Genomic DNA, 26,687 nt, shown 5'->3' with positions numbered 1-26,687 from the left:
CCTGCATCCCCGACCGGAACGAGTCGGCGTTTCGGCGAACGGCGCGCAGTCTCGGGAGCAGGTCTCCGGCTCATCCTCTTTCTGTCCACCCAGATCTCGCTTCTCGGATACGAAGATACGGAAAGGACCCTCGCCGGTGGAACCCATCGACATAGTGCGCGACAGGCTGCGAGAGATCGTGGCGTCTGTCCTTGAGGTGGAAAAGGAAGCTATCGAGTCTGGTGCTCTGTTCTATGAGGAGCTCGGCATGAGCTCCTTGGAGAAGGTCGAGATCGTGGTCGCGATCGAGCGCGAGTACGGAGCCCTGTCCGCCGAGGAAGCGGCAGCCCTCACCAGCCTGGATGCCGCGCTGTCCGTGCTCGGCGAGCGGGCGACAAGCCCCCAGGGCGTCGACCTGATCGACCGCCTAGTGGCGTGCCATGTCTCCGCCGGCCGCGGCGAAAGGGCCAGCTACCTCGACCCCCAGGCCGGGGAAATCACCTACGCGGGCCTCCTGGAGGCGGCACGTGGGTACACCGGCGCCCTGCGGGCAGCGGGCGTGCCCGAGGGCGCCCGCGGCCTCCTGGTCGCCGACGATTCCGTGGCGACCGTGGTCGCCGTCCTCGGCCTGTGGTGGCACGGCTGCGTCCCCGTGGTGATCAGCCCGGTGCTCACGGACGACGAAGTCCGCTACATCGCCGCAGACTGCGCCGCCGCGATGGTGCACCTGGACGCAGCAGCTCCCACGCGGCAGCGTGCCCTGGAGGAGCTGTTCGCGACGACAACCCGGTTCGCCGGCGCCGACGTCCGCGCTGCTCTGGAGACGGCCGAGGCCGGACCCGCACGGCGCCCGGAGGAGGCGGGGCCCCCGGTCGCATGGAGTGCGGAGCGTGAGGCGCTCGTGCAGTACACCTCTGGAAGCACCGGCATGCCCAAGGGGGTGCGGCACTCGGCGGGAGCGATCGCGGCCATGGCCGACGGCATCGGCACGGTACTGGCGCTGACTCCTGAGGACACCGTGCTGTCCAGCGCCCGGATGTCCTTCGGCTATGGCTTCGGCAGCTCCGTCCTGTGCCCTCTGGCGGCCGGCTCGTGCGTCGCGCTCATCAGCGGCACGGTCGACGTGCACTCACTCGTCGCCGCGATGCAGCGCCACCGGCCTACCGTGCTGTTCTCCGTCCCACGGCTGTACGCCGCGCTGCTGAACGCTTCCGGGACGGCGCTCGCCTCCGACTCCGTGCGGCTGTGCGTGGCGGCGGGCGAGAATCTGCCGGGTCCGCTTAGCGAGCGGATCCGCGCCGCCTTCCGGGCCGAGCTGCTCAACGGTCTCGGCGCTACGGAGGTGCTCTACATCGTCGTCGGCACGCCGCCGGGGGAAGACCGTCCGGGGAGCTTCGGGGTCCCGGTGCCGGGGATCACCGCGACCGTCCGCGCCGCGGCCGGCACGCCCGTCGCCGACGGTCAGGAGGGCCGACTGCACATCGCCGGCCCGACCGTCGCGCTCGGCTACATCGGCCGGCCGGAGGCCGCGGCGGTCACCTTCGCCGACGGTGGCGCCTACACCGGCGACGTGGTGCGCCGTGCGCCGGACGGCACGTTCACCCATCTCTGCCGCGCCGATGACCTGCTCAACCTGGGCGGCTACAAGGTCGTGCCGAGTGAGATCGAGAGCGTCATCCGCGGTGCTGAAGGGGTCCAGGACTGCGTGGTGGTCGGCGGCCGCGATTCCGATGGCCTGGAGCAGGCCGTGGCCTATCTGGTGGCCCGGCCGGGATCCGACAAGGCCGTGGTGCGGCGCACGGTGACCGCCGCGATCCGTAGCGGCCTTGCCTCCTACAAGCGGCCCGCCCGTCTGGAGTTCCTCGACGAGCTGCCGACCACGTCGACCGGCAAGCTGGCCGCCTTCGAGCTGAGGAAGGCGGCTGCACAACCGTGACCTGGGATATCACGGGCATGGCGGCCGTTGCCAACATCGGTGCCAGCCCCCAGGAGATCTTCGCCGCGCTGTGCGCGGGCCAGGAGAGCCGCAAGCCCCTGAAAGCGTTCGACCCGGACAAGTACAGGGCGGCCTACGCCTACGAGATCGACGACCGCCCCAAAGGCGGCGACATCCCGCGGCGCGCCACCCGCTGGCTCACCACCGTCGTTCGCCAGGCAGCCGCCGACGCGGGCCTGGGCGAAGACCTGTCCCAGGTTCCCGTGCTGGTCGGGACCACCATGCGTGAGCAGCGCAGCCTCGAACTGTGGTGGCGTGACGACGCGGAAGTTGCCCTCGAGGACCTGCACTTCGGCACCGCCCTGAAGGCGGTCTTCGGCGCGTCCACCACGTACACCTTCGCCAACGCCTGCTCAGCCACGCTATACGCGCTCGGCATGGCCACCGACATGATCGACCTCGGCATGGCCGACACGGTCGTCGTCGCGGGCACCGACGCCGCAACCGAGAGCGGCTTCGGCACGCTCGACCGGGTGCAGAACGACATCCCCGACGCGCTGCGCCCCTTCGACGCCACGCACAAGGGCATGCTGATGGGCGAGGGCGCGGCCGCCGTCGTCGTCCAGCGCGCTGGCACCGGCAACGGGCCCGTGCACGCCCGGGTGCGCGGTGTGTCCATGAACTGCGACGCTCACCACGCCACCGCGCCCGACCCCGACGGCATCACCCGTGCGGTGCGGGACGCCTACAGCAGAGCAGGGGTGCGGGCGGAGGACATCGACCTGGTGATGCTGCACGGCAGCGGAACCCCTCGCAACGACCTGACGGAGTCGAGCGTCCTGCGCCACATTTTCCAGGGCGCCGGAGCCGGTCCGCGGATGACCGCCATCAAGGCGATGACCGGCCACACCCTGGGCGGTTCGGGACTGCTCAGCCTCGTGATGGCGGTGCTCGCCATGAAGGAAGGGACGGTACCCCCGGTCCTGGGACTCGCCGATCCGATCTCCGAGGCCGCAGGACTGGGCCTGGTGCAGGGCTCCCCCGCAGCCGGCGACCTGGCCATCGCTCAGATCGACGCCTTCGGCTTCGGAGGCATCAACGCCGTCGCGATTGTGGAGGCAGCCCGATGAGCGCGACGAGCACCACGCACACAAGGAACCCGAGCGCCCGGGAGGTCGTCGTCACGGGCATCGGACTGGCGCTCCCCGGTGTCGCGACGTACGGCGACCTCCTCGGACCCCTGCCGGGTAAGGGCGGCTTCGACCCCGCAACCGGACTCAGCGGACGCGAGCTGCGCCACAAGGACCGTGCCTCCCGGCTCGCCCTGCGCGCCGCCGAGTTCGCCCTCCACGACGCCGGTCTTACCGACGCCGACGCCACGTTCACGGGCGCGGCTGACTCGACCGCCGTCGTGGTCAGCACCAACCTGGGCAACGCGGACAGCGTCTGCGAAGCCACCGACACGATCGCCAGAGCAGGCGTCATGGGCCTCAGCCCCCTGGGCCTGCCACAGACATCAAGCAACGTCATCGCCGGCTGGGTGGCCATCCGCTACAGGCTGCGCGGCCCCAACCTCACCGTCTGCAACGGCGTCACGAGCGGTCTGGACGCCCTCTCCTGGGCCCGGAACCTCATCGTGGCCGGACGCGCCGAAGCAGCCGTCGTCGTCGGCGCCGAACCAGCCAACGGCGTAGTGACGAAGGTCCTCGGCGAGCAGTCCACCGACGCGGCGGTCGCGGTCGTACTCGAACCCGTAGACGCAGCCGCTTCCCGCGGCGCACGGCCCCGCGCCACGATCACCGGTTACGCACGGGCCCGGAACCTCGCCGCGGCGCTGGCCTCCGCCGGCGTGACCGAGGAGCAATCCGTCGGACTGTGGCTCGTGGACGAGGCGGGTGCCGGGGCGGGCCATCTGCTCGCAGCCACTCGCCGGATCGACCTGGAATCCCAGCTGGGCCCGCTGTCCGGGGCGCTCGGTGTCCTGCAGTGCGCTGCCGCGGCTGCCCATCTGGAGAGCGGCGCCACCGGGAACGTGCTCGCCACGGCCGGAGGCCCTCGCCACGACGCGACGGGCGCTCTGCTGCTGACCCCGTGGCCGGCCATTCGTCCATCCACGCAGGAACGAGGACAACACCCATGACCACGGCGCTGAACATCGAGGATCTCCGCGCTCTGATAGCCGGCGTCCTGGAGACCGATCCCGAGGAGGTCACCGACGCGGCGCACTTCGCTCACGAGCTCGACATCGACTCGCTGCTGATGCTCGAGATCTCAACCCGCGTGGAGAATGCGTACGGCGTCCCGGAGAACGCCGTGGCCGTCAGCGGTGCCACCACCCTCGCTGAGCTGCACGCCTTCCTCACTTCCAAGCTCGGCGGCGAGACGCCGGCTAGCCCGCTCATCCGCCCGAGGCCGCTGAGCGAACCAGCGGCGCGCCTGTTCATGTTCCACCACGCCGGCGGCTCACACCTGCTCTACCGGGGCTGGGCGGAGCACTTTCCCCAGGACTGGGAACTCTGCCTCTTGGAGGCCCCCGGCCGAGGCCACCTGCAGGCACTGCCGCTGATCGACGACTGCGACCGGCTGGTCGACCACTTCCACACCGCCATCGCACCACTGCTCGACCGGCCCTTCGGGTTCTTCGGCCACAGCATGGGCGCACTCATTGCCTACCAGCTCACCCGCCGACTCCTCCGCCAGGGGGACCCGCTCCCCACCTGGCTGGGCATGTCCGCCTACGGCGCCCCGCGAGGTGAGGCCGACGCAGACGGCCGCCCTCACCTGATGTCGGGCGACGAACTGCGCCGCTGGCTGCGGAGCGTGGGCGGCAGCCCACCCCAGCTCCTCGACAACGACGCCGTCTGGCACAAGTTCGCCCCGGTGTTCCGCAGCGACTTCAAACTCGTGGACACCTGGGCCCCTCCCCGCAACCCCGAGCCGCTGCCCGTTCCTCTCTCGGTATTCGGGGGCCGCCGCGACAAGCTGATCGGCGAGGACCGCCTGCTCGCCTGGCGAGCGTTCACGACGCACTTCCGCGGACTCGAGAGGTACGAGGGCGACCACTTCTACTTGATGAACCACCAGCAGCCTCTCGCTGTCGCCATCACGGCCGCGATGCGTTCCGCCGCTCCTTGAGCTCGCTCTCACCACCCCGCCACCCGCCAAGTGATCAATCCCAAAGGGGTGCCCGCGGAGGGTGTGGGGGTGGGCCCTCAGGCGTCGGGGTCGACTTCGGGGTGCGTGAACCGCACGGGCTTGCCCAGCGACCGGGCGTAGGCGATTTCGGCCCGGGTGCTGTCTCCGATGTAGTCGCCGACCACGAGCACCTCATCAGCGAGCAGGATCTTCGACCGGTGCAGCTCGTCGAGTCGAATCTTCAGCGCCTCGGCCTCGACAGGATCGGACCAAAGTTCGTGCGGCGACTTCAGGTCGCAACCCGGCTTGACGACAATCCTTCCAGCCTTGGTCTCCCGCACATCGGCCTCGGTCATCTCGGCCATGAAACGAGTGGAGCCGCAGATCGCGACGATACGCGGGAAGCTCAGCTGCTTCTTCGCATCGGCGAGCTTCTCCTCGGGGGTGATCAGCTGCGGGGACGACACTGGTTCCTCCTGGTGGTGCGGCCCGAGGAAGGCCTGCGGAGACGAGAACAAGGGTGTCCAAGATCGTCTCACGGCGAACGCCATGGCCACCCTCGCGCCAGCACTCTATGCGACGAGCATCCCGACCCGACGTCGTGGCGCCCGCCCGTCGGCCTTACACCACCCCGCCTGAGAGATGCCGAACTGGTCACCTCGCCACGAACGGTCCAGTGTCGGTTGCCGCGTGCACCGCCTCGATCAGCCGAGTCACGCGGCAGGGGGTCGCGGTGTCGGCTTGGTCGGCCGGTCCGACCGCGAAGTCACCGACCGCGTTGCCCGTCTCGCCCGGGACGGTGACAACTCCCGTGGCCAGCACCGCGACAACCCGAACGAGGGAGGCGCAATCAGATGACCGCATTGACGGAGCGTTGTCCGTCGGCGATCTTGCGGCCCCGCTGCACCCGGCGCGGCCCGCCGCAGCTCGCTGAGCACCTGGCGGCCACGGTCCGGTCCTGGGACCGTCACGTGCGCGCCGAGTACAACCGCCAGCACGTCGATCCGATCCTGACGGTCCATCCGGCCGGCACGCCCGACGATCAGGTGCCTCCAGTCGACACCCTGGACAAGGAACACTGCCGCCTGGTGATCCGGTGGCCCGGACGTGACGCCCAGCGGGTCGCGCTCGGCCAGCTGCTGCAGGGCCTGAAGCAGAGGTGTCCACCCCACGCTCACCCCGCACATCGCCCGCCGGGCCGAACACCTCACCGGCACCCCCGTGCCCGCGTCCTGATCGACCCGACCACCTGCCGCCCGCTCATCATCTGACCACTATCGCTGTGCGCTTCGACGAGGAGACCATGTCCACCGCATCTCACCAGCCCGCCACCAAGCCCGTCGCCGCGCCTCCCACACCCGGCCGCACCGCGGAGGAGGAGCAGATCATGGCGGTCGCCGACACGCTGGTGCTCGCGTACGGACTGCACCCAGCAGAAATAACGCGAATCCCGGAAGGCACCGCGACGGACAACTACGCCATCGTGGACCAGACGGGCCGTCGGCACTTCGTCAAGGTCTATCGCACTCGAAATAGCTTGGATCTGGAACGGGCATCGGTCGAACTATCCGAGTACGCCGCCGACGGAGGAGTCGCGACCGCGCGGGCAACCCGCACGCGCGAGCACGAACTCCTCGCGACCCATGGCCGCCTGCCGATGTCCCTGTGGTCGTACGTGCCGCACACCGAGACTGCCGAGGGCACCCTGACCGGTGCACGATGGGCAGCCGTCGGCACAGCGATGGGCCGCCTCCACAGCCGACTCGCCACTCACCCCGCCGCCGTACCCACCCTGGAACCTGGCACTGCGGTGTGCGACGTAGCCACCGCACGTGACAGCTTCGAGAGTCTGATTCTCGCGTTCCAGAAGAGGCCCAGGCTTGGGGAGTTCGAGACGTGGGCGCTGCAGGCGGCGCGTGAGCGGCAAGCCCTCTTGGGGGGCGTCGAGCGCATCCTCGCTTCGCTTCCACAGCTGACGGTCCAGGTCCTGCACGGCGACCTGGCCGGCCCCAACGTCCTGTTGAAGGACGACGAGGTCGCCGCGTTCGTGGACTTCCGACCGCCCACACCCTGGTACCTCGCCTGGGAAATCGCGCGTCTTGGCTGTGACCCCAGCAGCGTGTTGGCCAACGGTGTGGAGAGCTGGCTTACCGGATACATCGATCTCGCCCTGGCTTATCGAGACGCCAACCCCAAGGTGTCCGCAGACGACCTCTTGTCGTCGCTTCGTGTCGGCTGTGCAGCCGTGCTCTGCTCGACCTTTCCGTTTTCGGCACCAGTGAAACGACCGCACATCGTCGACGCCGCACTTGAGTCCTACGGGCGGGCGCGGCATGAGGCAGATCTGATGCTGCTGGACCGGCTACCTGTCTTGGAGGAGGTCCTGCGTGACACTCTTCGCTGAATTCATGGCCCTCATGGCCACGCACCGCCTCGCCGTGCGACAGCACCCGACACCACCGGCTGCCCTACCGGATCGCGATCCTGTAAGTCCCGCCCAACTCGGCCGCCGACAGGGCGGGAGATCCCGGCCCGTAGGCGGTGCTCCCGGCTATGGTTCGGTCCATGGCCGAGAAGGAACACGCCCTCAGCGAGACCCGCATCAACCGGATCGGCCGGGAAGTACAGGCGGCCTGCCCCGAGTTCGACGCGGAAGCCTTCGCACACGATGTCCTCGGCGACCTTCCCGGGCTCGGTCTGAAGGCGAGGATCGCCCGCACCAGCCAAGCCCTGCACACCCACCTCCCGGTCGGCGGCCTCGAAGCCGCCGACGTGCTGCTGCGCTCGCTGCCGGCGACACCTCAGGACGCCGGGGTGGAGGTCGACTTCGGCCTGTATGTGTACGCCCCTCACTCGCACTTCGTCGCGGAGTACTGCCGCACGGGAGCGGACCTCGAGCAGGCGCTCGAGGCGCTACGGCGCCTGACGTCGTACTTCTCGGCCGAGGACGCGATGCGGTACTTCATCCGGGACTTCCCCACCGAAACGCTCAAGGTCATCCAGACCTGGACCGAGGATCCCGATCACCGGGTGCGGCGCCTGGCCAGCGAATCCACCCGTCCGCGGCTGCCGTGGTCCGTCAACATTCCCCTCGACGAAGACGCCGGGCTACCGGTGCTGGACCGCCTCCACGCCGACACCAGCCGCTTCGTGACGCAGTCGGTGGCCAATCACCTGCACGACATCGCAGACACCAACCTCGACCTGGTCCTCCAAACGCTCGCCCGCTGGCGGACCGCAGGACAGGCGACGCAGAAGGAATTCGACTTCCTCGCCCGCGAGGCCCTGCGCAGCCGGTTGAAGAAGGGCGATGACGTTGCCTATGAGTTCCTCGGCTACCCGAGCGACCCGCCCGTTGAGCTTTCCCCCATCCGCCTCGACCGGTCCGAGCTGCGTATCGGAGAGACTCTGGTGTTCGCTGCCGACCTGACCGCTCAGGGGGATGCGAAGGTGAGGGTCAACTATGTGGTCGACTCGCCTACGAAGACCGGCAAGCGGCGGCAGAAGGTCTATGTCCTCAAGACCACCGAGATCCAGGCCGGGCAGTCGATCGAACTCGGCAAGCGGCACGTGCTGAAGTCCACCGCCACCGTGGCGCTCGTGCCCGGGGACTACGCGCTCGAAATCCACGTCAACGGCCGCCGCTCCGAGCCGGCTGCCTTCCGGGTCACCGACGTCTGAACAAGTCCGCCTCGGCGGAGGCACCTTGCTGCGGGCCGAGGCGGATGCGGTGCAGGACGTCCCAGCGGTAGGCGCGTCGGGGCTTGTCCGTGCGGCGAAGCTCGACAAGGTCCACGGCGGTGATGTCGAGGAGCACGGGCTCGAGCGAGCAGAGGGACGCGACGCTCTCGATCACAGGACCTGCTGGTTGATCACGGTTGCTGTACTGGAGGCCCAGATGAGGCCGAAAAGCAGAGGTGGGCAAGCCGCCCGGCACACCGGCACGGCCCCCGAGATCACTGAGCGCCGCGTGCAGCCGGACCAAGTGGGTCCAGGGCGAGAGCGTGAAGCGCACCGCGCCCCGCGATCCGGCCAGCGGATGGGCACGAACCTGGAACGGGTCGAGGGGCAGATGCTCGGCCAGGGCGGCCAGGTTCCGGATCTGCGTGGGCGGGACGTGAGCGGTGTCGCCGATCCGCGTCATCGTCACGTGCAGCCCGTCGTCCGGAATCGGGTCCATGCCCAGGTGCGCCAATGCGCTCTGGCAGTGCCGCGCCCGGCTGACCAGACTCGGGGAATCGGCAAGGGTGAGCATCCAGTAGTACACGCGGCCGCCGTCGGGCCATCCCGGCCGGGCCCAGTGATCGGTCATCCGGGCGACGGCCGAGAAGGCCGCCCAGTCGTGTTCGACGATCACACGGGGGTCGTCAAGGTCAGACGGGGGTGCCGGCGGGAATGCCCGCTCGTCAACTACCAGCCGAGGCGCCACGGTTCTCCTCACTGCCCCAGGGCGAGACGACGAAACAGCACCGGCCGGCTCACCGGCGGGCACACAACCGACGCGGAGGCCGCCGCGCCGAGCTCGGGGCGGAGCCGGACGGGGTCACCGTGCCTCGGCCTCCGGGCTCGGGGCGAAGGTCAGAGTCGGGACGGCATGCGGTCCGCACAGCGGTCGCAGCATCTGAGGGGAGACGACCTCCTGAAGGAACATCTCCTGGATGAACTGCACCTTTGCCCGCAGCAGATGCGACACGCTCCCGGCGGCCGAAAGGTCCTTGCGCCCGACCGCGACATGGATGTGCGGGGCGAGGGAGTCCTTCTCCGGGCTCCAGGCGAGGGTGGCGGCGCCGACAGCCTCCACCGTGTGCAGGACCGTCTCGTCCCACACGGGAGCTTCCGGGTCATCCAACGGGCCGTTCGTCCCCACCAGGCTCACCTCCCGGAACCCGCCGAGGAACATCGGGATGATCGCCTGCCGGATGCCCATCTCCGCGCAGAACCCGGTCAGTTCCGCGACGAAGTCGTCGCCGTCATCGAAGGCCAGCGCGAAGGTGCGCCCCATCCTCAGTTCGGTGTGCTGCATCAGCCACGTCCCTCCTCGGTCGTCCCGGCGGGCGCGAAGGTGGCGACGATCTTCTCGCGGTCGGCGCCGCTGCGCAGCAGGACCGTCAGCAGATGGCGGGCTTTGTACGGGTCGAGGTACCCGGCCCCGATCAGGCCCCGGTCCAGCAAATCCTTTTCCGAGCCGGCGAAACCGTACGCGTGCGTGAGGGTGGTGCCGCCGCCGGTGCGGGAGGCGAGGACGACCGGGATCCGCTGAGCGGCCTCCTGGAGGACGGGGACCCAGGCCGCGGGCACGTGACCGACCCCGAAGCCGGCGACGACCATGCCGTCGACCTGCTCCAGGAGCGGCGCCAGCAGGGTGCCGTCGTCACCGAGGGACACGGCGTACACGCCGACGCGGGCCGGGCGGGTCATCGCCGCGGCCAGCGGGAGGGGCTTGTGCGCGGGGGTCGCGAGGAGCCGCAGGCGGCCTTCGGCCACGGTGCCCATGGGGCCGGTGTCGGGCGCGGTGAACGCATTCGTGCTGGTGCTGTGGGTCTTGCGGACCCGAGCGGCGTCGAAGACCTGGTCGCTGAAGACGACCAGGACGCCCAGGCCGCGGGTCTGGGGGCTGGCCGCGACGGTGACCGAGGCGAGCAGGTTGGCCGGGCCGTCGGCCCCGGCCAGGTAGGGGGCGCGCATCGCGCCCGTCAGGACCAGAGGCGTCTCGCCCGTGTAGAGCAGGCTCAGCAGGTAGGCCGTCTCCTCCAGGGTGTCGGTTCCCTGGGACACGACGAAGCCGTCGAAGGTGTTCTGGCTGTCCATGGCCCGCAGCTGGGCGGCAAGCTCCTCGATCTCGTCGAACGTCAGGGAGGCGCCCGGCTTGGTCGTGAAGGACAGCGTCTTGACGACGATGCCGGTGCCGGCCAGCTGCGGCACGGCCGCGAGCAGGTCCTCCGCGCTCAGCGTGGGACGCGCCTCGCCCTCCGTCGTGGTGGGGGTCATGGTGATGGTGCCGCCGAGGCTGACCACGAGCACCGTGGGCGGGGGGCTTGGCTTCGTCAACGCGTGTTCCTCGGATCGCGGGTGGAGCAGGGCGAGTTGAGCTTATCGGCCGTCATTTAGGCTGCCCAGCCTGCCGATGTAGCGCAGGGTCTGGTCGAGTGCCTTGAGCGTGAGGAGGCGGCTGCGGGGACGCAGCATGCTGGTGAGCCCCTCCTCGGCGAGGTCATGGCACCGGCCGGTAAGCCAGGTCCAGTCCAGGTCGAGGTAGTCGGCCAGGGCCTGCAGCCGTGCCTCCGGCGTCGGTCCGTCGACCAGGCTGTGGGCCCGCACGTGGCCGATCACCTCCTGGTAGGGGGCCACCTCGCGTCGCGCGCTGGTGGTCGCGACCCGCCAGACGGATTCCTCGCGTACCCAGTTCGCCAGGATGGCCTGGTTGCGTGCCAGGACGAATCCCTCGACCTCTTGGTACTCCTGCTCGGGGGTCAGCCACACCTTGACCCCGTACATCTCCATCATGGCGATCGTGAGGAACAGGAGAATGCGCTCGTAGCTCTCACTGGACTGCACGGCGGACTCGGGCACGCAGAAGGCGCGTCCCAGGGAGCTTCCCGGTCCTGCGAAGCGATCGGCGACATTCTGTAAGTAGTCATGTTTATGCCGGAATAGCAGCCATGGTGCGCATTCCTCTCCCGTGGCTTCTCGGGTCCAGAACGCTGGCACTTCAGTGAGGTCACCGAGGTGCCGGACGATGTACTGGGCGCAGAGACTGGAGCCCAGCCACGCGGCGCCGATCGGGGAGAGGTCGGGCATGTCGGATCGCGGCGGCGCCGAGTTGCTGATGTTGACGTAGTGGCGAAGTTCCTCGGCACGGTCGGAGAGCGGGTTGTCATCCGCCAGCAGACCGTCGTCTACGACGTGCAAGGCCCAGATGATGGCGTAGAGCAGGTCATCCAGCCGGTAGGCCAGCGGCACCCGCGGGTCCTGGCCCACGAAGAGGCTCTGGCGGGCGAGGGCGGCGTCCAGCACGTACAGGCCCGATCCGCCGACGGCGCCGGGCGAGGCCAGAATGACGCCCCGGCGCGAGGAGCGGACAAAGGTCTCCAGGTGGGGAAGGTCTGCGGAGCTGATCTCCATGACGTCGCCGCGGGGTTCAGCCTCGTAGATCTGCACACCGATCGAGGTGCCGTCGAAGTGCCGTCCGCCGGCGAGTTCCCAGCTGCCGAATATTCCCGCGTCCGGCTCGCCGGGGACGTGCCGGGACGTGGACCAGGTGTAGTCCCCTAGGCTTCGTGCCGCGGTGAGTGTCCTGCGGTCCAGCGGACGGGGACGGACAATGTCGCGTACGGGGACGAGCTGCAGCAGGGTCTCGACGCTCTTGCCGAAAAAGAACTCAAGGATGGTGCACAGGTCACCGCGCGGGACGTGGGTCCCGGCCAGCCACCGCTTGTACGTGGCCTGGGAGACCTGAACTCTGGCGAGTCGTGGATCTTGTAGCCCCTTTGCGGCGTCTTTTGCCATGACATTCCACAGGACCCGGAACTTGGGCCACGAAAGGCAATTGAGTTCCGGAGCATTGAGCAGGTGGTACAGGAGTGGCACGACAGTCCGGACTCGTGTCTCTTCCATCTGCGTCATGTCGTCCTCCTCGATGTCCAAAGAGCCGTGAGACGACTCGCGGGACGGTCGTAGGCCGCGTCGGGGTGCCCGGGGTGCGGCTCAGCCGGCCCGTGGCGGCGGGCCGATCGGGATCCCCCTCGACGCGGGGGCCAGCCGGTCACAGTGCTGGCTCCGGACGGACCAGCCACAGGGCCGCCCGGTGCCGGGCAAGCCAGTGGAGGTCGAACTCGTACTGCTGATCGCTTCCACCGATGGCGGCGCGGGACGAGGCGATGATGCCGTGCGCGCGGCCTTCTGCGATCGCGCGCTGAGCTGTTGCCCACCCGGGCCGGGTGCCGCCGGCGGTGTCGCAGAACCGCGCGTGGACCACGTAACCACGGGCGTGCGCGAGGGCCTGGGGTTCGGCCAGTTGGTCGCGCGGGCTCCCACCCGGATCCGTCAGTGCATACAGGACGACGTAGACGGTGACGGCGCTGGTCGCGGACGCGTCGGCGTTGACCCGCCGACGCAGCGCGTACAGGCGGGAGGCGCCCGCCAGAGCTCGCTCCTCCCGAGCGCTCAGGGCCGCAGGGAGCGACAAGGCCGTCGGCGGCCTTAGCTGGGACGCTGTGAGCACCGGACCTCCTTGGTGAAGGCGTCGCCGTCCAGGAACCCGGCAGTTGAGGAAGGCACGTTGTCGGTCGCGAACGTCGCGTAGCCCTCCTCGGCCCACGACTGTTCAAGGGTCAGGAGCCGCGCTATGGGCTGCAGAGGCCCATCTCCGTAACAGCCCGCCAGGAGGAGAGGGCGCAGGAGGGACGCTGCAAGACGGGCGCCCGCCAGCAGCAGATCCAAAAACCGGATCGTCATCGCAGCAGCCCCCCGTCACGCGCACCCAGGGCCGCGAGCTTGAGGGCCGTCTCGACCATGGCGACATGGGAGAACGCTTGTGGTGCGTTACCGACTTGGCGTTGTCGCCGGGAGTCCCACTCCTCGGCGAGGAGACCGAGGTCGTTCCTCAGACCGAGGAGCTTCTCGAAAAGGGCAAGGGCCTCGTCGGTACGGCCGATCATCGCGAGGGCATCGGCGAGCCAGAAGGAGCACGCGAGGAAGGCGCCCTCGTCGCCCTTCAGACCATCGACGCCCTCGTCGCAACCGGCGGTGGGGTAGCGCAGGATGAAGCCGTCCTTGGTGGACAGCTCGCGCTGGATCGCCTCGATGGTGCCGATGACCCGCTTGTCGTCCGGCGGCAGGAAACCCGTCTGCGGGATGAGGAGCAGCGAGGCGTCCAGTTCCTTCGAGCCGTACGACTGCGTGAAAGTGTTGCGTTCCTTCTCGTAGCCCTTCTCGCACACGTCCCGGTGGATGTCGTCGCGCAGATCGCGCCAGCGCTCCAGCGGGCCGTCCGCGTCCCCGGACTCGATCAGCTTGATGGTGCGGTCGACCGCGACCCAGACCATCACCTTGGAGTGCACGAAGTGGCGGCGCGGGCCGCGCACCTCCCAGATGCCCTCGTCCGGCTCCCTCCAGTGCCGCTCCAGGTGCTCGATGAGCCGCAGTTGGAGCGCGCAGGCATGGTCGTTGCGGGCGAGGCCGGCCGTACGGGCGATGTGGAGGGTTTCGGTGACTTCGCCGTAGACGTCGAGCTGGAGCTGGTGGGCGGCGCCGTTGCCCACGCGGACGGGGGTGGAGCCTTCGTAGCCGGGGAGCCAGTCCAGCTCGCTCTCGCTGAGTTTCCGCTCGCCGGCGATGCCGTACATGATCTGGAGATGTTCGGGGTCGCCGGCGACCGCGCGCAGCAGCCACTCGCGCCACGCCGAGGCCTCCTCGCGGTAGCCGGTGCGCAACAGTGAGGAGAGGGTGATCGCGGCGTCGCGCAGCCAGGTGAAGCGGTAGTCCCAGTTGCGTACGCCGCCGATCTCCTCGGGCAAGGAGGTGGTGGGGGCGGCGACGATCCCGCCGGTGGGGGCGTAGGTGAGGGCCTTGAGGGTGATCAGCGAGCGGATGACGGCTTCGCGGTAGGGACCGTTGTAGGTGCACTGGGCGGCCCACTCGCGCCAGAACGTCCCGGTGGCCTCCAAGGCCTGCTCCGGGTCGGGCAGCGCCGGCTGCTGCTGGTGCGAGGGCTCCCAGCTGAGCGTGAACGCGACTCGCTCGCCTGCAGAAACACTGAAGTCCGAGTAGACGGTGTGGTCGTTGACGTAGACCGGGGCGCTGGTGTCCAGCCAGACGGAGTCCGGTCCGGCGACGGCGACCGTACGGTCGCCGAGCTGGTGCACCCAGGGCCGCGTGCGTCCGTAGCCGAAGCGCGGGCAGAGCTCTGAGCGCATCCGGACCCGGCCGGTGAGCCCCTCCACCACCCTGGTCAACTGGGGAGCGCCGTCGCTGCGCGTCATCACGTCGATCACCCGGACGGTTCCGTGGGCTGTCGTCCACTCCGACTCAAGGATGAGCGAGTCCCCGCGGTATCGGCGGGTGTCGGCGGCCGGCGGCGGGGCGCCGTCGGGGTGCGCGGGGCCGATACGCCAGAAGCCGTGCTCCTCGGTTCCCAGGAGCGATGCGAAGATGGCCTCGGAGTCGAACCGGGGCAGGCACAGCCAGTCGATCGCGCTGTCCCGGCCGACCAGGGCGGCGCTGTGCATGTCGCCGATGAGTGCGTAGTCCTCGATGCGCCCGGGCATGAACATCCATCTCTTCAAGGGTGCCGCCGCGGTCGTGTCGGCAGGACGGCACAGGGCTGGTGTGCGGTGGGGAGGGGGCAGCGGATCCGGTCCGCTGCCGGATGAAGCGGTCAGACGGCCGGCGGACCGGCGCCCGAGGCCGCCCCGGGAGCGTCGGATGCAGCAATGGCGTCAGCCAGGAGCACGGCCTGCCCGGGGGAGGCACGTCCGAGTGTGATGCGGTGCGGCCGGCTGGAGATACAGCTTTGGCATGCCGGGTTGGGTGTGCTCGCGAGAAGACCCCCGGAGGCCTTGCTCACGACGGGACCCAGCAGTTCCGCCAGCGTCTCCACATCGCGCCAGCCCTCTGGATCCCAGCGATCCTCCAGGTCGAGCTCGTCGATTTCCTCGCCGTGACCTCCGTCGAGGACGGCGTAGAGGGTGAGGGCGTCCTGGATATCGATGCCACCCACGAGGACGGCCCCGTCGGCGACGAAGATGCGCTCTGCGCTGATCCCTATCCCGGTGAAGGCGGCCTTGAGCCGCAACGCGGCGGAGTGAGCGTCAGAGCGGCGGTCGATGACGAAGGCGGCGAGACGCACCGCATCGTCGCCCGTGTCGAGTTCGACCTTGAGCGCCGTTCCCGGACCGAACTCGACAACCGCGACCTGGGCGTCAACGCCGTGCTGCTCCAGCAGATGGCGAAGCGGTGCTGCGGCATCGGGAGACGGCAGCCCTCTGCCGATCAGGAACCGCTCGACGTCCGGCCAGTCCAGGGGAATGGTGACGGTGACAGCGGCCGAGCCCAGGGTCGTCCCGGCCTTGGGCATGGCGTTGACGCCGCTGTCTCGGAACGCTGTTCCCACAGCGCGGCATGCGGCCTGGCGTTCCTGTAGGGCGGCGTCGTCGAGGGGCGCGTCGACTTCGGCGTTCGGCATGGATTCTTTTCGGTCGGGTGGCGGGGCGCTGTCTGTTCAGCGCGGCAGTTCGGCGGCGATGATGACGGTCAAAGGGGCCAGGATCAGGACGCCGATGCGCAGGTAGAGCGTGAGTCTGGGAGACATGGACCGGATTTCAGGTTCGGGGTCCGGGCAGGGCCTGCGGGCAGGGTGCGGGGGTGAGCCCGACGGTGATGCGGCGTGCTGCCAGGGTCTGAGGGTCGGCGACCGGGTAGAGCTCGGGCTCCAACGGCGAGGCGTCATGGCGGTATTGGGTTCCGTACTGCTGGTCGTAGCCGTTCAGGACGCTCACGCGGTCCTGAAGGTGTGCCCACTGCGCCCACGTCGCCTCGCCGCACCCGGCGGCAGTTGTGAGCAGGCGGAGCAGCGCGCGTACGAACTCGTGATCGTCGTGCGGCTCGTACACGCGCAGAGCGAGTCTCAGCGCGGCTTCGGATCCGTCCTGGCCCACCAGGCTGAAACCGGGCCATCCGTGCTGGCCGGCGATCCTGCGCAGCGCCTCGGTGTTGGCCGCGTCGAGGAGTTCGTACGGCGAATAGGCCGGTCCGGCCGCCGTGTTCGAGGAGGCGAACTCCCACCGGCGATCGGCGGCCACAACCCTGTCGATGAGGTCGCGCACGATGTCCGGGCGGGAGGGCGCCGGGGCGTGCACAGACCACCGGCCCCCGGCCCCGTGCTCGGAGTTGTCGTGCACCGCCGAGGCGGAGAGGGCGGAGTGCAGCGGGCTGGTCAGGGTCATCGCGTGTCCGTTCATCGGCTCATGCCTTCGCAGGGCTTGTCGCGGCTGTGGTCTCGAAGACGCCGTAGGAGTGGCCGAGCGTGACCAGGTGGGGTTCGCTGTCTGCTCCGAAGCGCGACACGAGGTCATCGATGTTCTTGCTCGTAGTGGCCCTGGAGAGGTGAACGGCATCGGCCGTCGCCTGAAGGTCCGGCTGGGTGGCCAGGGCAACCCACAGTGCCCGGTCCTTGTCAGTGATCTCGGGGGCCGGGAGGGCGTCCGGCAGCGGGAGTTCGCCCGACAGGTAGGCGGCGTGCACCTTGGAGGCCCGGGTGGAGCGGTGCTGCTTGTGGCCGATGTTCCGCAGCGTCCGGTTGAAAGTGTCCAGGCCGATGCCCAGCTTCTTGAGCGCTCCGACGGTGTCGAGTCCCTCGGCGAGCGCGGACAGGGTGCGGATCTCGGCCGGCGTCAGGCGGGTGCTGTGCATCGGGGCGTGCGCGACGCCACGAGTCCTGCTCATGGGACTCCTTGTAGGTGTGGGCATGACAGTGCCGGTGGGGTGCGGAGCGTGTGGCGTCCGACGAAGCCGGCGCCGGAGGAAGGTCCTCACCGCATGGCCCTCCGAGCGAGATGTGCGGTCAGCGGCTCGTCGATGGAACAGCCGTTCAGGACCCGGACCATCTGGGCGGCGAGAACCCATGCCAACGCAGGGTCTTCGTAGCTCACAGTCTTGGGACCGATGGTGACCAGACCGTTGGGGGAGAGCCGGTACTCGGTTCCGAACACCCCGTGCAGGACGGGCTGTTTGACGCGGACGGCGAGACCGCCGACCAGGTGTGGACAGAACGCGGCCACGGGTTCGACGCACTCCTCGCACAGCGGCGGGTGACCGTTGGCCATCGTCTCCGGCCAGCCGGCCCAGTCCGCACGGGCATCCGGAAGGAGGAACAGCCAGCCGCGCGCGTCGTGCGCGGCCTCTTCGCGGCAGACCTGGCAGAGCATCTCCCTCATCAGCTCGCGCTGGCGCAGCGGATGGACGCGGGTGAACTCGGGCCGGCGGCTGCCCGGGATGCTCCTCATCCGAGGCCACAGGGCGCAGTCGTCGTCCCGGTCCGTGCCGACCTCGTCCCGGTAAGTAAGGCCGAGCCGGGGCCGGGCGATCAGCGCAGTCTTCTCGGGCTGCTCGTTGCTCCAGGCCGTGATCGCTGGGATCACGCTGGGCCTGCGTGGAGGAGGCGGGACCGCCGACGCGGGTCGCCCTTCGTCCAGGGCGGGCAGCGAGGATTCGTTCATGCTGGCCCCTCACCCCCGTGGAAGAGCACGGTGAGCGGCTCGCCGACGGTGAGGTTCCCCGTCTCATGCCCGCGCAGCACCGCGTGCTGATCCGAACAGGCCCCCAGACGGTGGCACAGGAGCTGCGCGAGCTCCTTCGCCTCCAGCTGGGTGAGGCCCGCTTGGCACTCGTACGACGGAAGCGACAGGCCGCCCGCCCAGGTGCGCAGCAGGTCCAGCTGCCACGGCGGCAGAGCCACCTCGGCGGTGCGGTTCACGGGGACGAGACCGTGTTCCACCGCGAGGTGCACGATCCGGGTCCAGCGGACCGCCTCTCCTCCGGTGAGGGTACGTCCGAGTGCCGCGACGCTCTGGCGGGCTTCGGTGCAGGTGGCGTACACACCTTGATCGCGCAGGACCCGCTCGTCCGCTCCGTGAGCCATCAGAGCGAGTGCATCGAGACCCGTCGGCGAGATGAGTGCCGAGGGGGACGGAGCGGTGATCACGGTCTGCTCACGGTGAAGGGCCGATTCGTGCACCGGCACATGGCGGTCGTCGTGGTGCTGGCCGGCCACTACACCGTGAACTCCCGTCGCGAGGACGACTCGACGCTCCTGGCGCGGGCCGGAGCCGGCGGCGCTTGTGCGGGGGAGCGGCATGAGGACCTCCAATGCGGCGGGAAGGGGGTGAGGTGGACGAAGGAAGGACCTTCAGGAAGGGCCGCGGTGGGTACGCAGCGCCGTGTCGAGGCTCTTGCGTAGGGCCCGGGCATGGGGGAGTTCCAGCGCCGTGGGGCTGTCGGCGTAGATGTCCCACGGCGGGGTGTCCCACCGCAGCCCCGGCGTCGGGGGCAGCTCCACAAGGGCGCCGGTCTCGATCCGGGCCTCGGAGATATCCGCGAGGCACGCGCCGGTTCCGGCCTCGACCAAGAAGGTCACGACGTCGTCCCCGACTCGGAGGCTCGGGAACGTGACGGGGCTGCGGTCGACGTTCAGCAGAACGTCCGAACCCAGGGCGCGCGGTACGGAAACCGTGTCGAAGCCCTCGCCGAAGGTCTGCACGACGGCGCTTGGGCCGTGTTCCATGAGCTCGTCGGCCTGCGCCCCCGTCACGAGGGCACCGTCGACGAGGAGCGGCCAGCCCAGAACGCTGACGTAGGCGTGCGCGAGCGTGGCCTTGTTACGAGTGGTCGGGGGCCAAGACATCGTCCTCATCACGTCCTCCTGGAGCTCTGGCGCTGAGCAAACGGCGCTGAATTGCGGGCTGCGTACAGCTGAGCTGGCCGAACTCCGCAGCACGAAGGAGTCGTTGGCCGATACCTTTACGTAGAGCGAACCTTGAATTGCCGCTCGCGGGTATGCCGGACGAGCGTCGGATACCGCTAACACCGCTAAAGATCATTTCGGAGACAGGGGGCGCATCATGGCACGCACCGTGCGCACGCCTAACACCCATCTGAGAGCCGTCATTCAGGAACTTGGCTGGTCGCAGGACCAGTTGGCGGCGCGGATGCGCGTGGTTGCGGCCGAGCACTCCATCCCGGAGCTGTCCCTCATCACACGCTCGCACGTGTCCCAGTGGGTCCGCGGCGTACGGCCCAGCGGCCGAACGCCCTCTATCTTGTGCGAGACGCTCTCGCGAGGCCTTGGACGCCGCGTCACTCCCGCCGAAATCGGGCTTGGCCCAATGGAGTTGACTGCGCCCAGCACCCCCGAGTGGGACGTCGACACGTTGACTGCACTGGCGGAGCTCGGGAGCATCGAAATGGACATAGAACGCCGACGGGTTCTGGCGAACGCCGCCTACACCACAGTCGGCCTCGCTCTTCCCGCGGAAGCGTGGTGGGACCAGACACTGGAGCGGGCCCGCTCCCGGGCCGCCCTCACCCGGCGCACAGTCACCATGGACGACGTAGAGAGCCTCCGTGAGATGGCGGCCTTCTTCAGCAGTCGAGACCAGCGTCGCGGCGGCCGCGCCGGCCGCAGCGCCCTGGTCGCCTTCCTGCACACCGACGTAGCCGAGTGCCTCGCCAGCCACACCCCGTCCGAACAGGTCCGCCGCGAGCTGGCATCCGTCGCCGGTGAACTCCAGTACCTGGCCGGCTGGATGGCTTTCGACTCCTCGGAGCACGTGCTCGCCCGCCAGAACTTCATGACGGCCTTCCACGTCGCGGCGGAAGCCGATGACGCTCCGCTCGCCGGCCACATCCTGCGCGCCGCAGCCCACCAGGCCGTCGACCTCGGACACCCCGGCTTGGCGATGGAATACGCCGAAGGCTCCCTCGGACAACGCCGGTACGTCCTTGCCTCTCCCCGGGAGAGGGCACTGCTCGGCGTCGTCCACGCCCGCGCCCTTGCCGCCGATGGGCGCAAGCAAGCAGCCCTGTCTGCGCTGCGCCGCGCCGAGGACGACCTCACTAACGCCGGCTCCCCGGAAACGGGAGAGCCCGGACGCGTCTCCTTCTTCACCGAGGCCGCCCTGGCGCACGAAACCGCGTGCACCCTCCGAGACCTCGGCGACCTCAAGGCTGCCGAGGCCGAGTTCAAGCGCAGCGTTCGCACCCGTCGCGCCCAATCGCATGCCCGCACGCACTCGGTCACCCTCAGCTACCTGGGTGCCGTCCAGGTCAGCCAGGGACACCTCGAAGCGGCATGCGCCACCTGGTCGCAGGCTCTGGACGCGATGAGCGGCGTTCAGTCCGGCCGCGCACGCGAGGCCGTGATCCAGATGCGCCGAGCCCTGTCGCCGGTGAAAGGCCGCGGCGGGAGCCCGGCGGCCGCGCTCGACGAACGAGCACGGGCGGCTCTCCACGACGTAGGCTGACCGGGATAAGACGACAATCACCGGAGCAGGAGACTGCGGGGCGCTCTTCCAGCTCCGACAAGAGGGGATAGTGGCATGTCCGTGACCTTGGAGATCAAGTCTGTCGCGACGGTGGTTGGAGGCCACGCGACGCCGGCGGACGACTACCAGGGCGGCGTTGAGTCGATCATCCGACTTCACTCGGACTACCCGGCTGAGACTCTCATGGGACTTGGCGAGTTCAGTCATCTCCAGGTGCTCTGGCACTTTCACATGGGTTCGTCCGACGATGTCGCACTGCATGCGCGCAGCCCGCGGAACAACCCCGCGTGGGAGCCGAGCGGCACGTTCGCGCACCGCAATCACCGCCGGCCTAACCGCCTCGCGATCTCCCAGCCCCGGCTTGTACGTATCGAGGGCCACGACCTGTACGTCACCGACCTCGACGCGGTCGACGGCACCCCGGTCTTCGACTTCGCCGGATGGTTCCCGCCCATGGGCCCCCAAGGGCCGGTCCACGCCCCGAAGTGGGTGAGCGAGATGCTTGAGAACTACTGGGCCAATGCCAGCGAGCGCCCCGGCCGCGGATAACGCCACGGCCGGATGGGCAGCGCCCGCCCCTCCTGTATCTGGGGTGGGCAATCCGGCGTGCCCCTGGTGGAAGCCGCCTGCGGTCACCGCTGACCTCCCGCAGTCTCGGCCGTCACGAGGGCGACGAATCCCAGATGTTGCTCGATCAGGTCGAGTTGAAGCGCGTACTCGTCTAGATGGGGGCTGATGACGGAGTGGGTGAGCGCTACGACGCCATCGGCGTACCCGGCACGGATCTGATGGCGCACCAGGGACCAACCCGTCCGAGTCAGTGGGTCGGTCGCACCGAACCGGTCCGTGAAGTGATGGTGGACGCCGACCTGCCAGTTCTGTTGTAAGGCGAAGTCACGGGCCGCGTTCAGGGAGTGCGTCGGTTCCTGCCCGTCTACAGCGAGCGCGTACAGGCACACCCGCGGCATCCGGCCCAATTCCCGAAGCAACGACAGACGGTGGTCGAGGGTGCTGACACGGACGTTCAATAGCCGGACGAGAGGGTCTGCCTCGATGCGGACCTCATCGGGATGAAGTTCCTCACGGAAGGCGCGCTCCCGGTCCATCCACTCGTGCCCTTTGCATCGGGCGGTGGTGCTCTGGCGCATTGCTGGCCCCGGCTTCGTCGGAGGGGGCGAAGGGTCCGCTGCCTGCGACGGGGGGACGCAGACAGTGGACCCTTCCGGCCGGGATGGAGCCCGACCTGTACGGCCAGCGGTAGGAACCATGCGTAACGGGCGAACGTGAGGTGATGCACAGTCACGTCCCGCTGGACTCTCAGCATGCTCCTTTTGGCGGTCGGTGCGCAATACTGTCACCCGCATTGCCAAAAAGACCGTACGCATGTGCCCATAGCTACGAGCGTCGACGACGTGTCAAACTGCGTCCATGACGCAGAAGCGAGCGACGCCGACTATCAAACGGCGCAGAGTTGGCGGTCAGTTGCGTCGCTGGCGCGGCACCATGAAGTCCGGCGACGCCGCCAAGCTCATGGGCTGGGACACCACTCGCCTCAGCCGCATCGAGAGAGGCACCTACCGGATCTCAGGCGATGAGGTGCGGAAGTTCTGCGGCAAGCTGGCCGTGGATGACTCAGCCGGCGTCGAAGAGGTCGCAAGGGTCGCCGAGGAGCCCATCGGCGAAGGGTGGTGGGCAGCCTATGCGGGGCGCATTGGTCAGAACTACCTCGATTTCATTGAGTTGGAAGCCGAGGCGGAGACGCTCCAGATCCAGCATCCAGTGATCGTTCCGGGCTTGCTTCAATCTCCGGGGTACGTCCGGGAAATGATCACCCGCGCGCCTACCGCGGTCTCTCCGGCACACGCCGAGATGCTGGTTTCGATCAGGCTGGCGCGGCAGGCGGTGCTCAGCAAGGCGGCCAAACTCCACGCTCTCGTACCCGAATCGGCACTGCATGCCAAGTTCGAGTCGGGACCTGCGATCATGCGGGACCAGATTCGCAAGCTCCTCGACGCCTCGGAGATGTCGAACGTCGAGCTCCAGCTCATCCCCCTCACCGTTCATCCGACCTACGGGTCAAACGGCGCCATCACCGTCCTGTCCTACAAGCACCCTTGGGCGAAGGTGGCCAGCGTCGACAATCCCATGGGTGGGAACCACACCGACGACGTGCAGCAAGTGGACTTCTTGGAGAAGGAGTTCGCTGCCATCGCCGAAATTGCGCTTCCCGTCGACAAGTCGCGGGATGTTCTCAATGAGTACCTGGAAGGACTGCGTAAGTGACCACCAATATCGGACGTGCTCTCATGGCCTCTGAGCTCGAGGGTGCGGCCTGGAAGAAGTCCTCCTACAGCGGAGGCAGCGAAGGGCAGTGCTTCGAGTGTGCCGATGTGATGCAGACGCACTCCGGCATCGCCGTCCGTGACTCGAAGAACCCCGAAGGTCCCGCTCTGCTGCTCGGGCCCGAGGCGTTCACCGGGTTCATCGCGGCTGTGAACAGGAACGAGTTCGACCAGAGCTGAATCGACGCCTGTCATGAGGAGTGGCCCGTTTCCCCCCGACCGTAACGGGGGGAAACGGGCCACTCTCGTACAGCCGTACCTAGGGTTAGTGGAGCTTACCCCCCGTGTCCAGTACACGGAAGGCGGCGCTCCGTCCTGCCTCGCAGTGCACCGAGGCGGTAGGGACCTCATGGATCCGCGATTGCTGCACTGAATGCTGTTAGGTGCGGACCATGGGCTTCCCCCTCCCAGAATCCCTCGCGGGCAGCGACCTGAACCTCGTACGTCCCCGCGCCTAGAAGCCGGACTACGGGTGCCGAGAAGTCGAGACGGGTAACGCGGGTAGCGCGTCCTGAGGCGTGGCCGCCGGTGCGGAAGGCCAATGGCTGGTACCCAGCAGGGGCCGTACAGCCAAAGTGCCGTTCCCGAAGAATGCTCCGTCGTAGGGGCGAAATGGGCAATGATGGACCGGCGGTTCAGCCACCTGATCTAGGAGCTTTCCGCGCAGACGGACTGAGAGAGAGGTCGCGGCTTCGTGGGCGTGCTAGCAACGGACACCGTGGTCGAGGAGTTCCGCCCGTACCAGGCGGAGGCGGTGACGGCTGTTGCAGACGGTCTGGCCCAGCATCCCGTAGGGCAGCTCCATGCGGCGTGCGGGTCGGGCAAGACACTGATCGCCCAGCGAGCGGTGGAGCGGCTTCTTCCCGGTGATGGACTGATTGTGGTCCTGGTCCCCACCGTTGCGCTGGTGGCTCAGACCCTGATGGTGTGGCGGCGGTGCCAGCACGTCTCGTTCGAAGCTCTGGCCGTGTGCTCCGACGACACCGTCGCTGACCCCGCGGTCCACGTACGGGATTTCGATGTTCCGGTGACGACCGATCCCGGCGAGATCGCTGCATGGAGTGGCGGGGGTGGCCGACGCGTGATCGTGAGCACGTACATCTCTGCTGTGCGGGCTGTTGTTCCCGCGCTTTCCGCAGCCGGTACGCAGGCCGACGTTCTCATCTGCGATGAGGCGCACCATCTGTCTGGTCGGGTGGAACACGTCACGCGTCGGCTCGTTGAACCGGGCTTTCTTCCCGCGCGGCGCCGTCTCTACATGACCGCGACGCCCCGGGTGAACAGTGCCAGAACCGAGGACTCCACCGTCCTGTCCATGGACGATGAAGCCGCCTTCGGCCCGGTCCTGTACTCCTACCCCTTCCCCCGTGCCATCGCCGAGGGGTATCTGGAGGACTACCGGCTCGCCGTCGTGGGCATTGCCGATTCCGAGGTGCGCGCCCTCGCTAGAGACGAGGGGCGGGAGTACGTCGAGCGGCCCGGGGGCCAGGACCTGCGGATGCTGGTCGCGCAGGTCGCGCTCGCGCGGGCGCGGGAGCTCTACGGTGTCCGGCGGACCATCACCTTCCATCCTCGGATCGCCGCGGCCCAGGAGTTCGCCCGCACGCTGTCCGGGACTCTCGCCCGGCTCCCGTCGGGCGGTGACGACGGCGCTCTGACGGCTCGGTGTATTCACGGGGAGATGGACTCCCGGCAGCGCAAGCTCATCCTTGAGGATCTGCGGCACCCGCCCGGGGACGGATGGACGGTGATCTCCAACGCCCGTTGTTTGTCCGAGGGAGTTGATGTTCCAGCGGTCGACTCGGTGCTGTTCGCCCACCCCAAGCGGTCGGCTGTGGACGTCGTGCAGGCGGTCGGCAGGGCCCTTCGCCGTGCCGGAACTGCCCGGAAAGTGGCCACCATCATCGTTCCGCTGGTCGTCCCGGACACTGACGGTGAGATCGGCGATCTCGACCCCGGGGACTACGCCACGCTGTGGCAGGTCGTGCGGGCTCTGCGGGCTCATGACGAGCCACTGGGAGCGGAGTTGGACCACCACCGGGCCAGCGACCACATCCATAACCCCCAGTTGCCGTCGAAGATCACCATGGTGATGCCGCCGTCGGTCTCCGAGAAGGTGCTCGCCCGGCTCAGGCTTCTCCTGGTACGCCAGACCACGTCCCCATGGTGGGAAGGCCTGGCCGCCGCCCGCGCCTTCCACGCCGAACACGGACACCTCAGCGTCGATACCCGGTACGTGACCGGTCAGGGCTACCGCCTGGGATCCTGGATCAGCCTCCAGCGCAAGACGTACGCCAGGGGGTGGCTGAGCAAGGCTCATGTGGATGAGCTGGAGAAGCTCGGCATGGTCTGGGATCCTTTCGACGCTCGCTTCACCGTGGCACTGGCGGTTGCCCGGGCCTTCTATGCAGAGCACGGGCATCTCAACATCCCGCAGAGCCACCGGACCGAGGACGGCTTCAAGCTGGGGGCCTGGCTGTCCAACCAGCGCCAGCGCCACCGGAGGGGCTCGTTGCCCGCGGACAGGATCCGGGCGCTGGAGGAGGCCGGCATCGTGTGGCGAGGGATGGGCTGGGACCGCGGTCTGGCGGCTGCTCGGGCCTTCCACGCCGAGCACGGGCACCTCAAGCTGCCTCAGGAAACCATCTATCACGGCATGAACCTGTCCGCTTGGATCCACGACTGCCGCAACAGATTCCGGGAAGGGAGTCTCGAGCCCGAGCGGGCCGAAACCCTGGAGCAGCTCGGCGTCGTGTGGAATCCACACGATGACCGCTGGGAACGCAGCCTGGCCGCCGCGCGCGCGTTCCACGCCGAGCACGGGCACCTCCAGGTCCCGAAGGGATACACGGTCAACGACGTGAACCTGCACACGTGGGTGCTCAACAGGCGGCGGGACAACCGCGCCGGCGTACTGTCCTCCGAACGCATCGCGGCCCTGGACGAACTCGGATTCGTCTGGGATCACTACACCGACGAATGGCAGCGGGGGCTGAGCGCCGCACAGGACTACTACGTCACGCACGGCCACCTACGACCCCCGCCGAAGGCCTGGCACAACGATGTCCAGATCAGCGCTTGGGTCATCCGCCAACGCAAGGAATACAGGCAGGGAAAGCTGGCTGAAGCCCGGGTAGAGGCCCTGAACGAGATCGGCATGGAGTGGGTTGTTCCACGAGGCCGCCGCCGGTAGAAGCATCTCCTCCAGAACGCGCAAGTGACTGTGCTGGAGATCCAGTGGGCGGCGGGCTGACGCCG

General features: G+C 68.6%; 27 protein-coding genes. 12 read left to right on the top strand and 15 right to left on the bottom strand.

The annotated features are described in order from the left end of the window. The first annotated feature begins 136 nt into the window (after positions 1 to 136). From AOK08_RS01325 to AOK08_RS01310, 4 genes are read left to right on the top strand one after another with little or no spacing between them, the layout of a single operon-like run. Complete coding sequence (locus AOK08_RS01325) at positions 137 to 1,915, top strand: AMP-binding protein (protein WP_338400112.1); 1,779 nt, start codon at positions 137 to 139, stop codon at positions 1,913 to 1,915. Beyond that, entirely contained in the window at positions 1,912 to 3,045 is a 1,134-nt protein-coding gene (locus AOK08_RS01320) for a beta-ketoacyl synthase N-terminal-like domain-containing protein (protein ID WP_055522753.1), read from the top strand. The genes AOK08_RS01325 and AOK08_RS01320 overlap by 4 nt, the downstream gene beginning before the upstream one ends. Beyond that, positions 3,042 to 4,055, top strand: a complete 1,014-nt coding sequence (locus AOK08_RS01315) for a beta-ketoacyl synthase N-terminal-like domain-containing protein (RefSeq protein WP_055522751.1) — start codon at positions 3,042 to 3,044, stop codon at positions 4,053 to 4,055. The genes AOK08_RS01320 and AOK08_RS01315 overlap by 4 nt, the downstream gene beginning before the upstream one ends. Then, on the top strand, positions 4,052 to 5,050 hold the full coding sequence (locus tag AOK08_RS01310; protein WP_055522749.1) for a thioesterase domain-containing protein: 999 nt from the start codon (positions 4,052 to 4,054) through the stop codon (positions 5,048 to 5,050). The genes AOK08_RS01315 and AOK08_RS01310 overlap by 4 nt, the downstream gene beginning before the upstream one ends. A 77-nt stretch (positions 5,051 to 5,127) precedes the next feature. On the opposite strand, the gene AOK08_RS01305 is transcribed toward AOK08_RS01310, so the two are convergent. Next, a complete protein-coding gene (locus AOK08_RS01305; protein ID WP_055522747.1) occupies positions 5,128 to 5,517 on the bottom strand; it encodes a hypothetical protein in 390 nt (129 codons plus the stop codon). A 387-nt stretch (positions 5,518 to 5,904) separates the two neighbouring features. On the opposite strand from AOK08_RS01305, the gene AOK08_RS46315 reads away from it, so the two are divergent. The 3 genes from AOK08_RS46315 to AOK08_RS01290 all read left to right on the top strand — a co-directional run bounded on the left by AOK08_RS46315 (position 5,905) and on the right by AOK08_RS01290 (position 8,731). Further along, positions 5,905 to 6,321, top strand: coding sequence for a hypothetical protein (locus AOK08_RS46315; protein WP_198539067.1), 417 nt, complete (start codon positions 5,905 to 5,907; stop codon positions 6,319 to 6,321). An 11-nt stretch (positions 6,322 to 6,332) separates the two neighbouring features. Further along, positions 6,333 to 7,454, top strand: coding sequence for a phosphotransferase enzyme family protein (locus AOK08_RS01295; RefSeq protein ID WP_241826762.1), 1,122 nt, complete (start codon positions 6,333 to 6,335; stop codon positions 7,452 to 7,454). Between the two features lie 161 nt (positions 7,455 to 7,615). Beyond that, positions 7,616 to 8,731: a hypothetical protein gene (locus AOK08_RS01290; RefSeq protein WP_241826761.1), complete on the top strand. Its 1,116-nt coding sequence runs from the start codon at positions 7,616 to 7,618 to the stop codon at positions 8,729 to 8,731. Here the strand turns inward: AOK08_RS01290 and AOK08_RS01285 are convergent. The 13 genes from AOK08_RS01285 to AOK08_RS01225 form a co-directional block, all read right to left on the bottom strand. Further along, positions 8,718 to 9,407, bottom strand: coding sequence for a 2'-5' RNA ligase family protein (locus AOK08_RS01285; protein ID WP_338400111.1), 690 nt, complete (start codon positions 9,405 to 9,407; stop codon positions 8,718 to 8,720). The genes AOK08_RS01290 and AOK08_RS01285 overlap by 14 nt on opposite strands. Before the next feature lie 186 nt (positions 9,408 to 9,593). Next, on the bottom strand, positions 9,594 to 10,073 hold the full coding sequence (locus tag AOK08_RS01280) for a PPC domain-containing DNA-binding protein (protein WP_055522740.1): 480 nt from the start codon (positions 10,071 to 10,073) through the stop codon (positions 9,594 to 9,596). Beyond that, complete coding sequence (locus tag AOK08_RS01275; protein ID WP_079053747.1) at positions 10,073 to 11,098, bottom strand: asparaginase; 1,026 nt, start codon at positions 11,096 to 11,098, stop codon at positions 10,073 to 10,075. The genes AOK08_RS01280 and AOK08_RS01275 overlap by 1 nt, the downstream gene beginning before the upstream one ends. A gap of 42 nt (positions 11,099 to 11,140) precedes the next feature. Continuing rightward, entirely contained in the window at positions 11,141 to 12,556 is a 1,416-nt protein-coding gene (locus tag AOK08_RS01270; protein ID WP_157876518.1) for a transcriptional regulator, XRE family protein, read from the bottom strand. A 256-nt stretch (positions 12,557 to 12,812) separates the two neighbouring features. Then, a complete protein-coding gene (locus tag AOK08_RS01265) occupies positions 12,813 to 13,271 on the bottom strand; it encodes a hypothetical protein (protein WP_157876517.1) in 459 nt (152 codons plus the stop codon). Next, positions 13,250 to 13,504, bottom strand: coding sequence for a hypothetical protein (locus AOK08_RS01260; protein WP_055522733.1), 255 nt, complete (start codon positions 13,502 to 13,504; stop codon positions 13,250 to 13,252). Before AOK08_RS01260 ends, AOK08_RS01265 begins: the two co-directional genes overlap by 22 nt. Then, a complete protein-coding gene (locus AOK08_RS01255; protein WP_055522795.1) occupies positions 13,501 to 15,315 on the bottom strand; it encodes a glycoside hydrolase family 15 protein in 1,815 nt (604 codons plus the stop codon). Before AOK08_RS01255 ends, AOK08_RS01260 begins: the two co-directional genes overlap by 4 nt. Before the next feature lie 110 nt (positions 15,316 to 15,425). Continuing rightward, positions 15,426 to 16,232 (bottom strand): hypothetical protein, encoded by an 807-nt coding sequence (locus AOK08_RS01250; RefSeq protein ID WP_055522732.1) that lies wholly within the window; start codon positions 16,230 to 16,232, stop codon positions 15,426 to 15,428. 136 nt (positions 16,233 to 16,368) lie between these two features. Then, on the bottom strand, positions 16,369 to 16,992 hold the full coding sequence (locus tag AOK08_RS01245) for a DUF6624 domain-containing protein (protein WP_157876516.1): 624 nt from the start codon (positions 16,990 to 16,992) through the stop codon (positions 16,369 to 16,371). Between the two features lie 19 nt (positions 16,993 to 17,011). After that, a complete protein-coding gene (locus AOK08_RS01240; RefSeq protein ID WP_157876515.1) occupies positions 17,012 to 17,491 on the bottom strand; it encodes a hypothetical protein in 480 nt (159 codons plus the stop codon). An 86-nt stretch (positions 17,492 to 17,577) separates the two neighbouring features. Continuing rightward, positions 17,578 to 18,264, bottom strand: a complete 687-nt coding sequence (locus AOK08_RS01235; RefSeq protein WP_055522729.1) for a hypothetical protein — start codon at positions 18,262 to 18,264, stop codon at positions 17,578 to 17,580. Further along, complete coding sequence (locus tag AOK08_RS01230; RefSeq protein ID WP_157876514.1) at positions 18,261 to 18,902, bottom strand: hypothetical protein; 642 nt, start codon at positions 18,900 to 18,902, stop codon at positions 18,261 to 18,263. The genes AOK08_RS01235 and AOK08_RS01230 overlap by 4 nt, the downstream gene beginning before the upstream one ends. A gap of 51 nt (positions 18,903 to 18,953) precedes the next feature. Continuing rightward, positions 18,954 to 19,457, bottom strand: coding sequence for a hypothetical protein (locus AOK08_RS01225; RefSeq protein WP_055522727.1), 504 nt, complete (start codon positions 19,455 to 19,457; stop codon positions 18,954 to 18,956). A gap of 550 nt (positions 19,458 to 20,007) precedes the next feature. Here AOK08_RS01225 and AOK08_RS01220 point away from each other — a divergent pair. Together AOK08_RS01220 and AOK08_RS01215 are read left to right on the top strand one after the other, a co-directional pair. Next, complete coding sequence (locus tag AOK08_RS01220; protein WP_338400110.1) at positions 20,008 to 21,066, top strand: NsdA family TPR-like regulatory protein; 1,059 nt, start codon at positions 20,008 to 20,010, stop codon at positions 21,064 to 21,066. 75 nt (positions 21,067 to 21,141) lie between these two features. Next, positions 21,142 to 21,636 carry an SAM-dependent methyltransferase gene (locus AOK08_RS01215; protein WP_055522723.1) on the top strand — a complete coding sequence of 165 codons (495 nt, stop codon included), beginning with the start codon at positions 21,142 to 21,144 and terminating at the stop codon, positions 21,634 to 21,636. Positions 21,637 to 21,719: 83 nt separating this feature from the next. Here AOK08_RS01215 and AOK08_RS01210 read toward each other — a convergent pair whose 3' ends face one another. Further along, positions 21,720 to 22,193: a hypothetical protein gene (locus AOK08_RS01210; RefSeq protein ID WP_241826760.1), complete on the bottom strand. Its 474-nt coding sequence runs from the start codon at positions 22,191 to 22,193 to the stop codon at positions 21,720 to 21,722. Positions 22,194 to 22,515: 322 nt separating this feature from the next. On the opposite strand from AOK08_RS01210, the gene AOK08_RS01205 reads away from it, so the two are divergent. The 3 genes from AOK08_RS01205 to AOK08_RS01190 all read left to right on the top strand — a co-directional run bounded on the left by AOK08_RS01205 (position 22,516) and on the right by AOK08_RS01190 (position 26,622). Further along, positions 22,516 to 23,370 carry a helix-turn-helix domain-containing protein gene (locus AOK08_RS01205; protein ID WP_241826759.1) on the top strand — a complete coding sequence of 285 codons (855 nt, stop codon included), beginning with the start codon at positions 22,516 to 22,518 and terminating at the stop codon, positions 23,368 to 23,370. 23 nt (positions 23,371 to 23,393) lie between these two features. Next, complete coding sequence (locus AOK08_RS01200) at positions 23,394 to 23,609, top strand: DUF397 domain-containing protein (RefSeq protein ID WP_055522793.1); 216 nt, start codon at positions 23,394 to 23,396, stop codon at positions 23,607 to 23,609. Between the two features lie 514 nt (positions 23,610 to 24,123). Further along, positions 24,124 to 26,622, top strand: a complete 2,499-nt coding sequence (locus AOK08_RS01190; RefSeq protein ID WP_079053746.1) for a DEAD/DEAH box helicase — start codon at positions 24,124 to 24,126, stop codon at positions 26,620 to 26,622. Positions 26,623 to 26,687 lie beyond the last annotated feature (65 nt).

It is taken from the genome of Streptomyces graminilatus (genome assembly GCF_001418565.1).
GTDB lineage: Bacteria > Actinomycetota > Actinomycetes > Streptomycetales > Streptomycetaceae > Streptomyces > Streptomyces graminilatus.
This window is presented reverse-complemented; position numbering and strand designations above follow the sequence as displayed.

What these genes read in the sequence shown, in the direction of transcription:
- AOK08_RS01315 (WP_055522751.1), top strand. Translation starts at nt 3,042, where the DNA reads ATGAGCGCGACGAGCACCACGCACACAAGGAACCCGAGCGCCCGGGAG.
- AOK08_RS01310 (WP_055522749.1), top strand. Translation starts at nt 4,052, where the DNA reads ATGACCACGGCGCTGAACATCGAGGATCTCCGCGCTCTGATAGCCGGC.
- AOK08_RS46315 (WP_198539067.1), top strand. Translation starts at nt 5,905, where the DNA reads ATGACCGCATTGACGGAGCGTTGTCCGTCGGCGATCTTGCGGCCCCGC.
- AOK08_RS01290 (WP_241826761.1), top strand. Translation starts at nt 7,616, where the DNA reads ATGGCCGAGAAGGAACACGCCCTCAGCGAGACCCGCATCAACCGGATC.
- AOK08_RS01280 (WP_055522740.1), bottom strand. Translation starts at nt 10,073, where the DNA reads ATGCAGCACACCGAACTGAGGATGGGGCGCACCTTCGCGCTGGCCTTC.
- AOK08_RS01270 (WP_157876518.1), bottom strand. Translation starts at nt 12,556, where the DNA reads ATGGCAAAAGACGCCGCAAAGGGGCTACAAGATCCACGACTCGCCAGA.
- AOK08_RS01260 (WP_055522733.1), bottom strand. Translation starts at nt 13,504, where the DNA reads ATGACGATCCGGTTTTTGGATCTGCTGCTGGCGGGCGCCCGTCTTGCA.
- AOK08_RS01255 (WP_055522795.1), bottom strand. Translation starts at nt 15,315, where the DNA reads ATGCCCGGGCGCATCGAGGACTACGCACTCATCGGCGACATGCACAGC.
- AOK08_RS01250 (WP_055522732.1), bottom strand. Translation starts at nt 16,232, where the DNA reads ATGCCGAACGCCGAAGTCGACGCGCCCCTCGACGACGCCGCCCTACAG.
- AOK08_RS01245 (WP_157876516.1), bottom strand. Translation starts at nt 16,992, where the DNA reads ATGACCCTGACCAGCCCGCTGCACTCCGCCCTCTCCGCCTCGGCGGTG.
- AOK08_RS01240 (WP_157876515.1), bottom strand. Translation starts at nt 17,491, where the DNA reads ATGAGCAGGACTCGTGGCGTCGCGCACGCCCCGATGCACAGCACCCGC.
- AOK08_RS01235 (WP_055522729.1), bottom strand. Translation starts at nt 18,264, where the DNA reads ATGAACGAATCCTCGCTGCCCGCCCTGGACGAAGGGCGACCCGCGTCG.
- AOK08_RS01230 (WP_157876514.1), bottom strand. Translation starts at nt 18,902, where the DNA reads ATGCCGCTCCCCCGCACAAGCGCCGCCGGCTCCGGCCCGCGCCAGGAG.
- AOK08_RS01225 (WP_055522727.1), bottom strand. Translation starts at nt 19,457, where the DNA reads ATGAGGACGATGTCTTGGCCCCCGACCACTCGTAACAAGGCCACGCTC.
- AOK08_RS01220 (WP_338400110.1), top strand. Translation starts at nt 20,008, where the DNA reads ATGGACATAGAACGCCGACGGGTTCTGGCGAACGCCGCCTACACCACA.
- AOK08_RS01215 (WP_055522723.1), top strand. Translation starts at nt 21,142, where the DNA reads ATGTCCGTGACCTTGGAGATCAAGTCTGTCGCGACGGTGGTTGGAGGC.
- AOK08_RS01210 (WP_241826760.1), bottom strand. Translation starts at nt 22,193, where the DNA reads ATGGACCGGGAGCGCGCCTTCCGTGAGGAACTTCATCCCGATGAGGTC.
- AOK08_RS01205 (WP_241826759.1), top strand. Translation starts at nt 22,516, where the DNA reads ATGACGCAGAAGCGAGCGACGCCGACTATCAAACGGCGCAGAGTTGGC.
- AOK08_RS01200 (WP_055522793.1), top strand. Translation starts at nt 23,394, where the DNA reads ATGGCCTCTGAGCTCGAGGGTGCGGCCTGGAAGAAGTCCTCCTACAGC.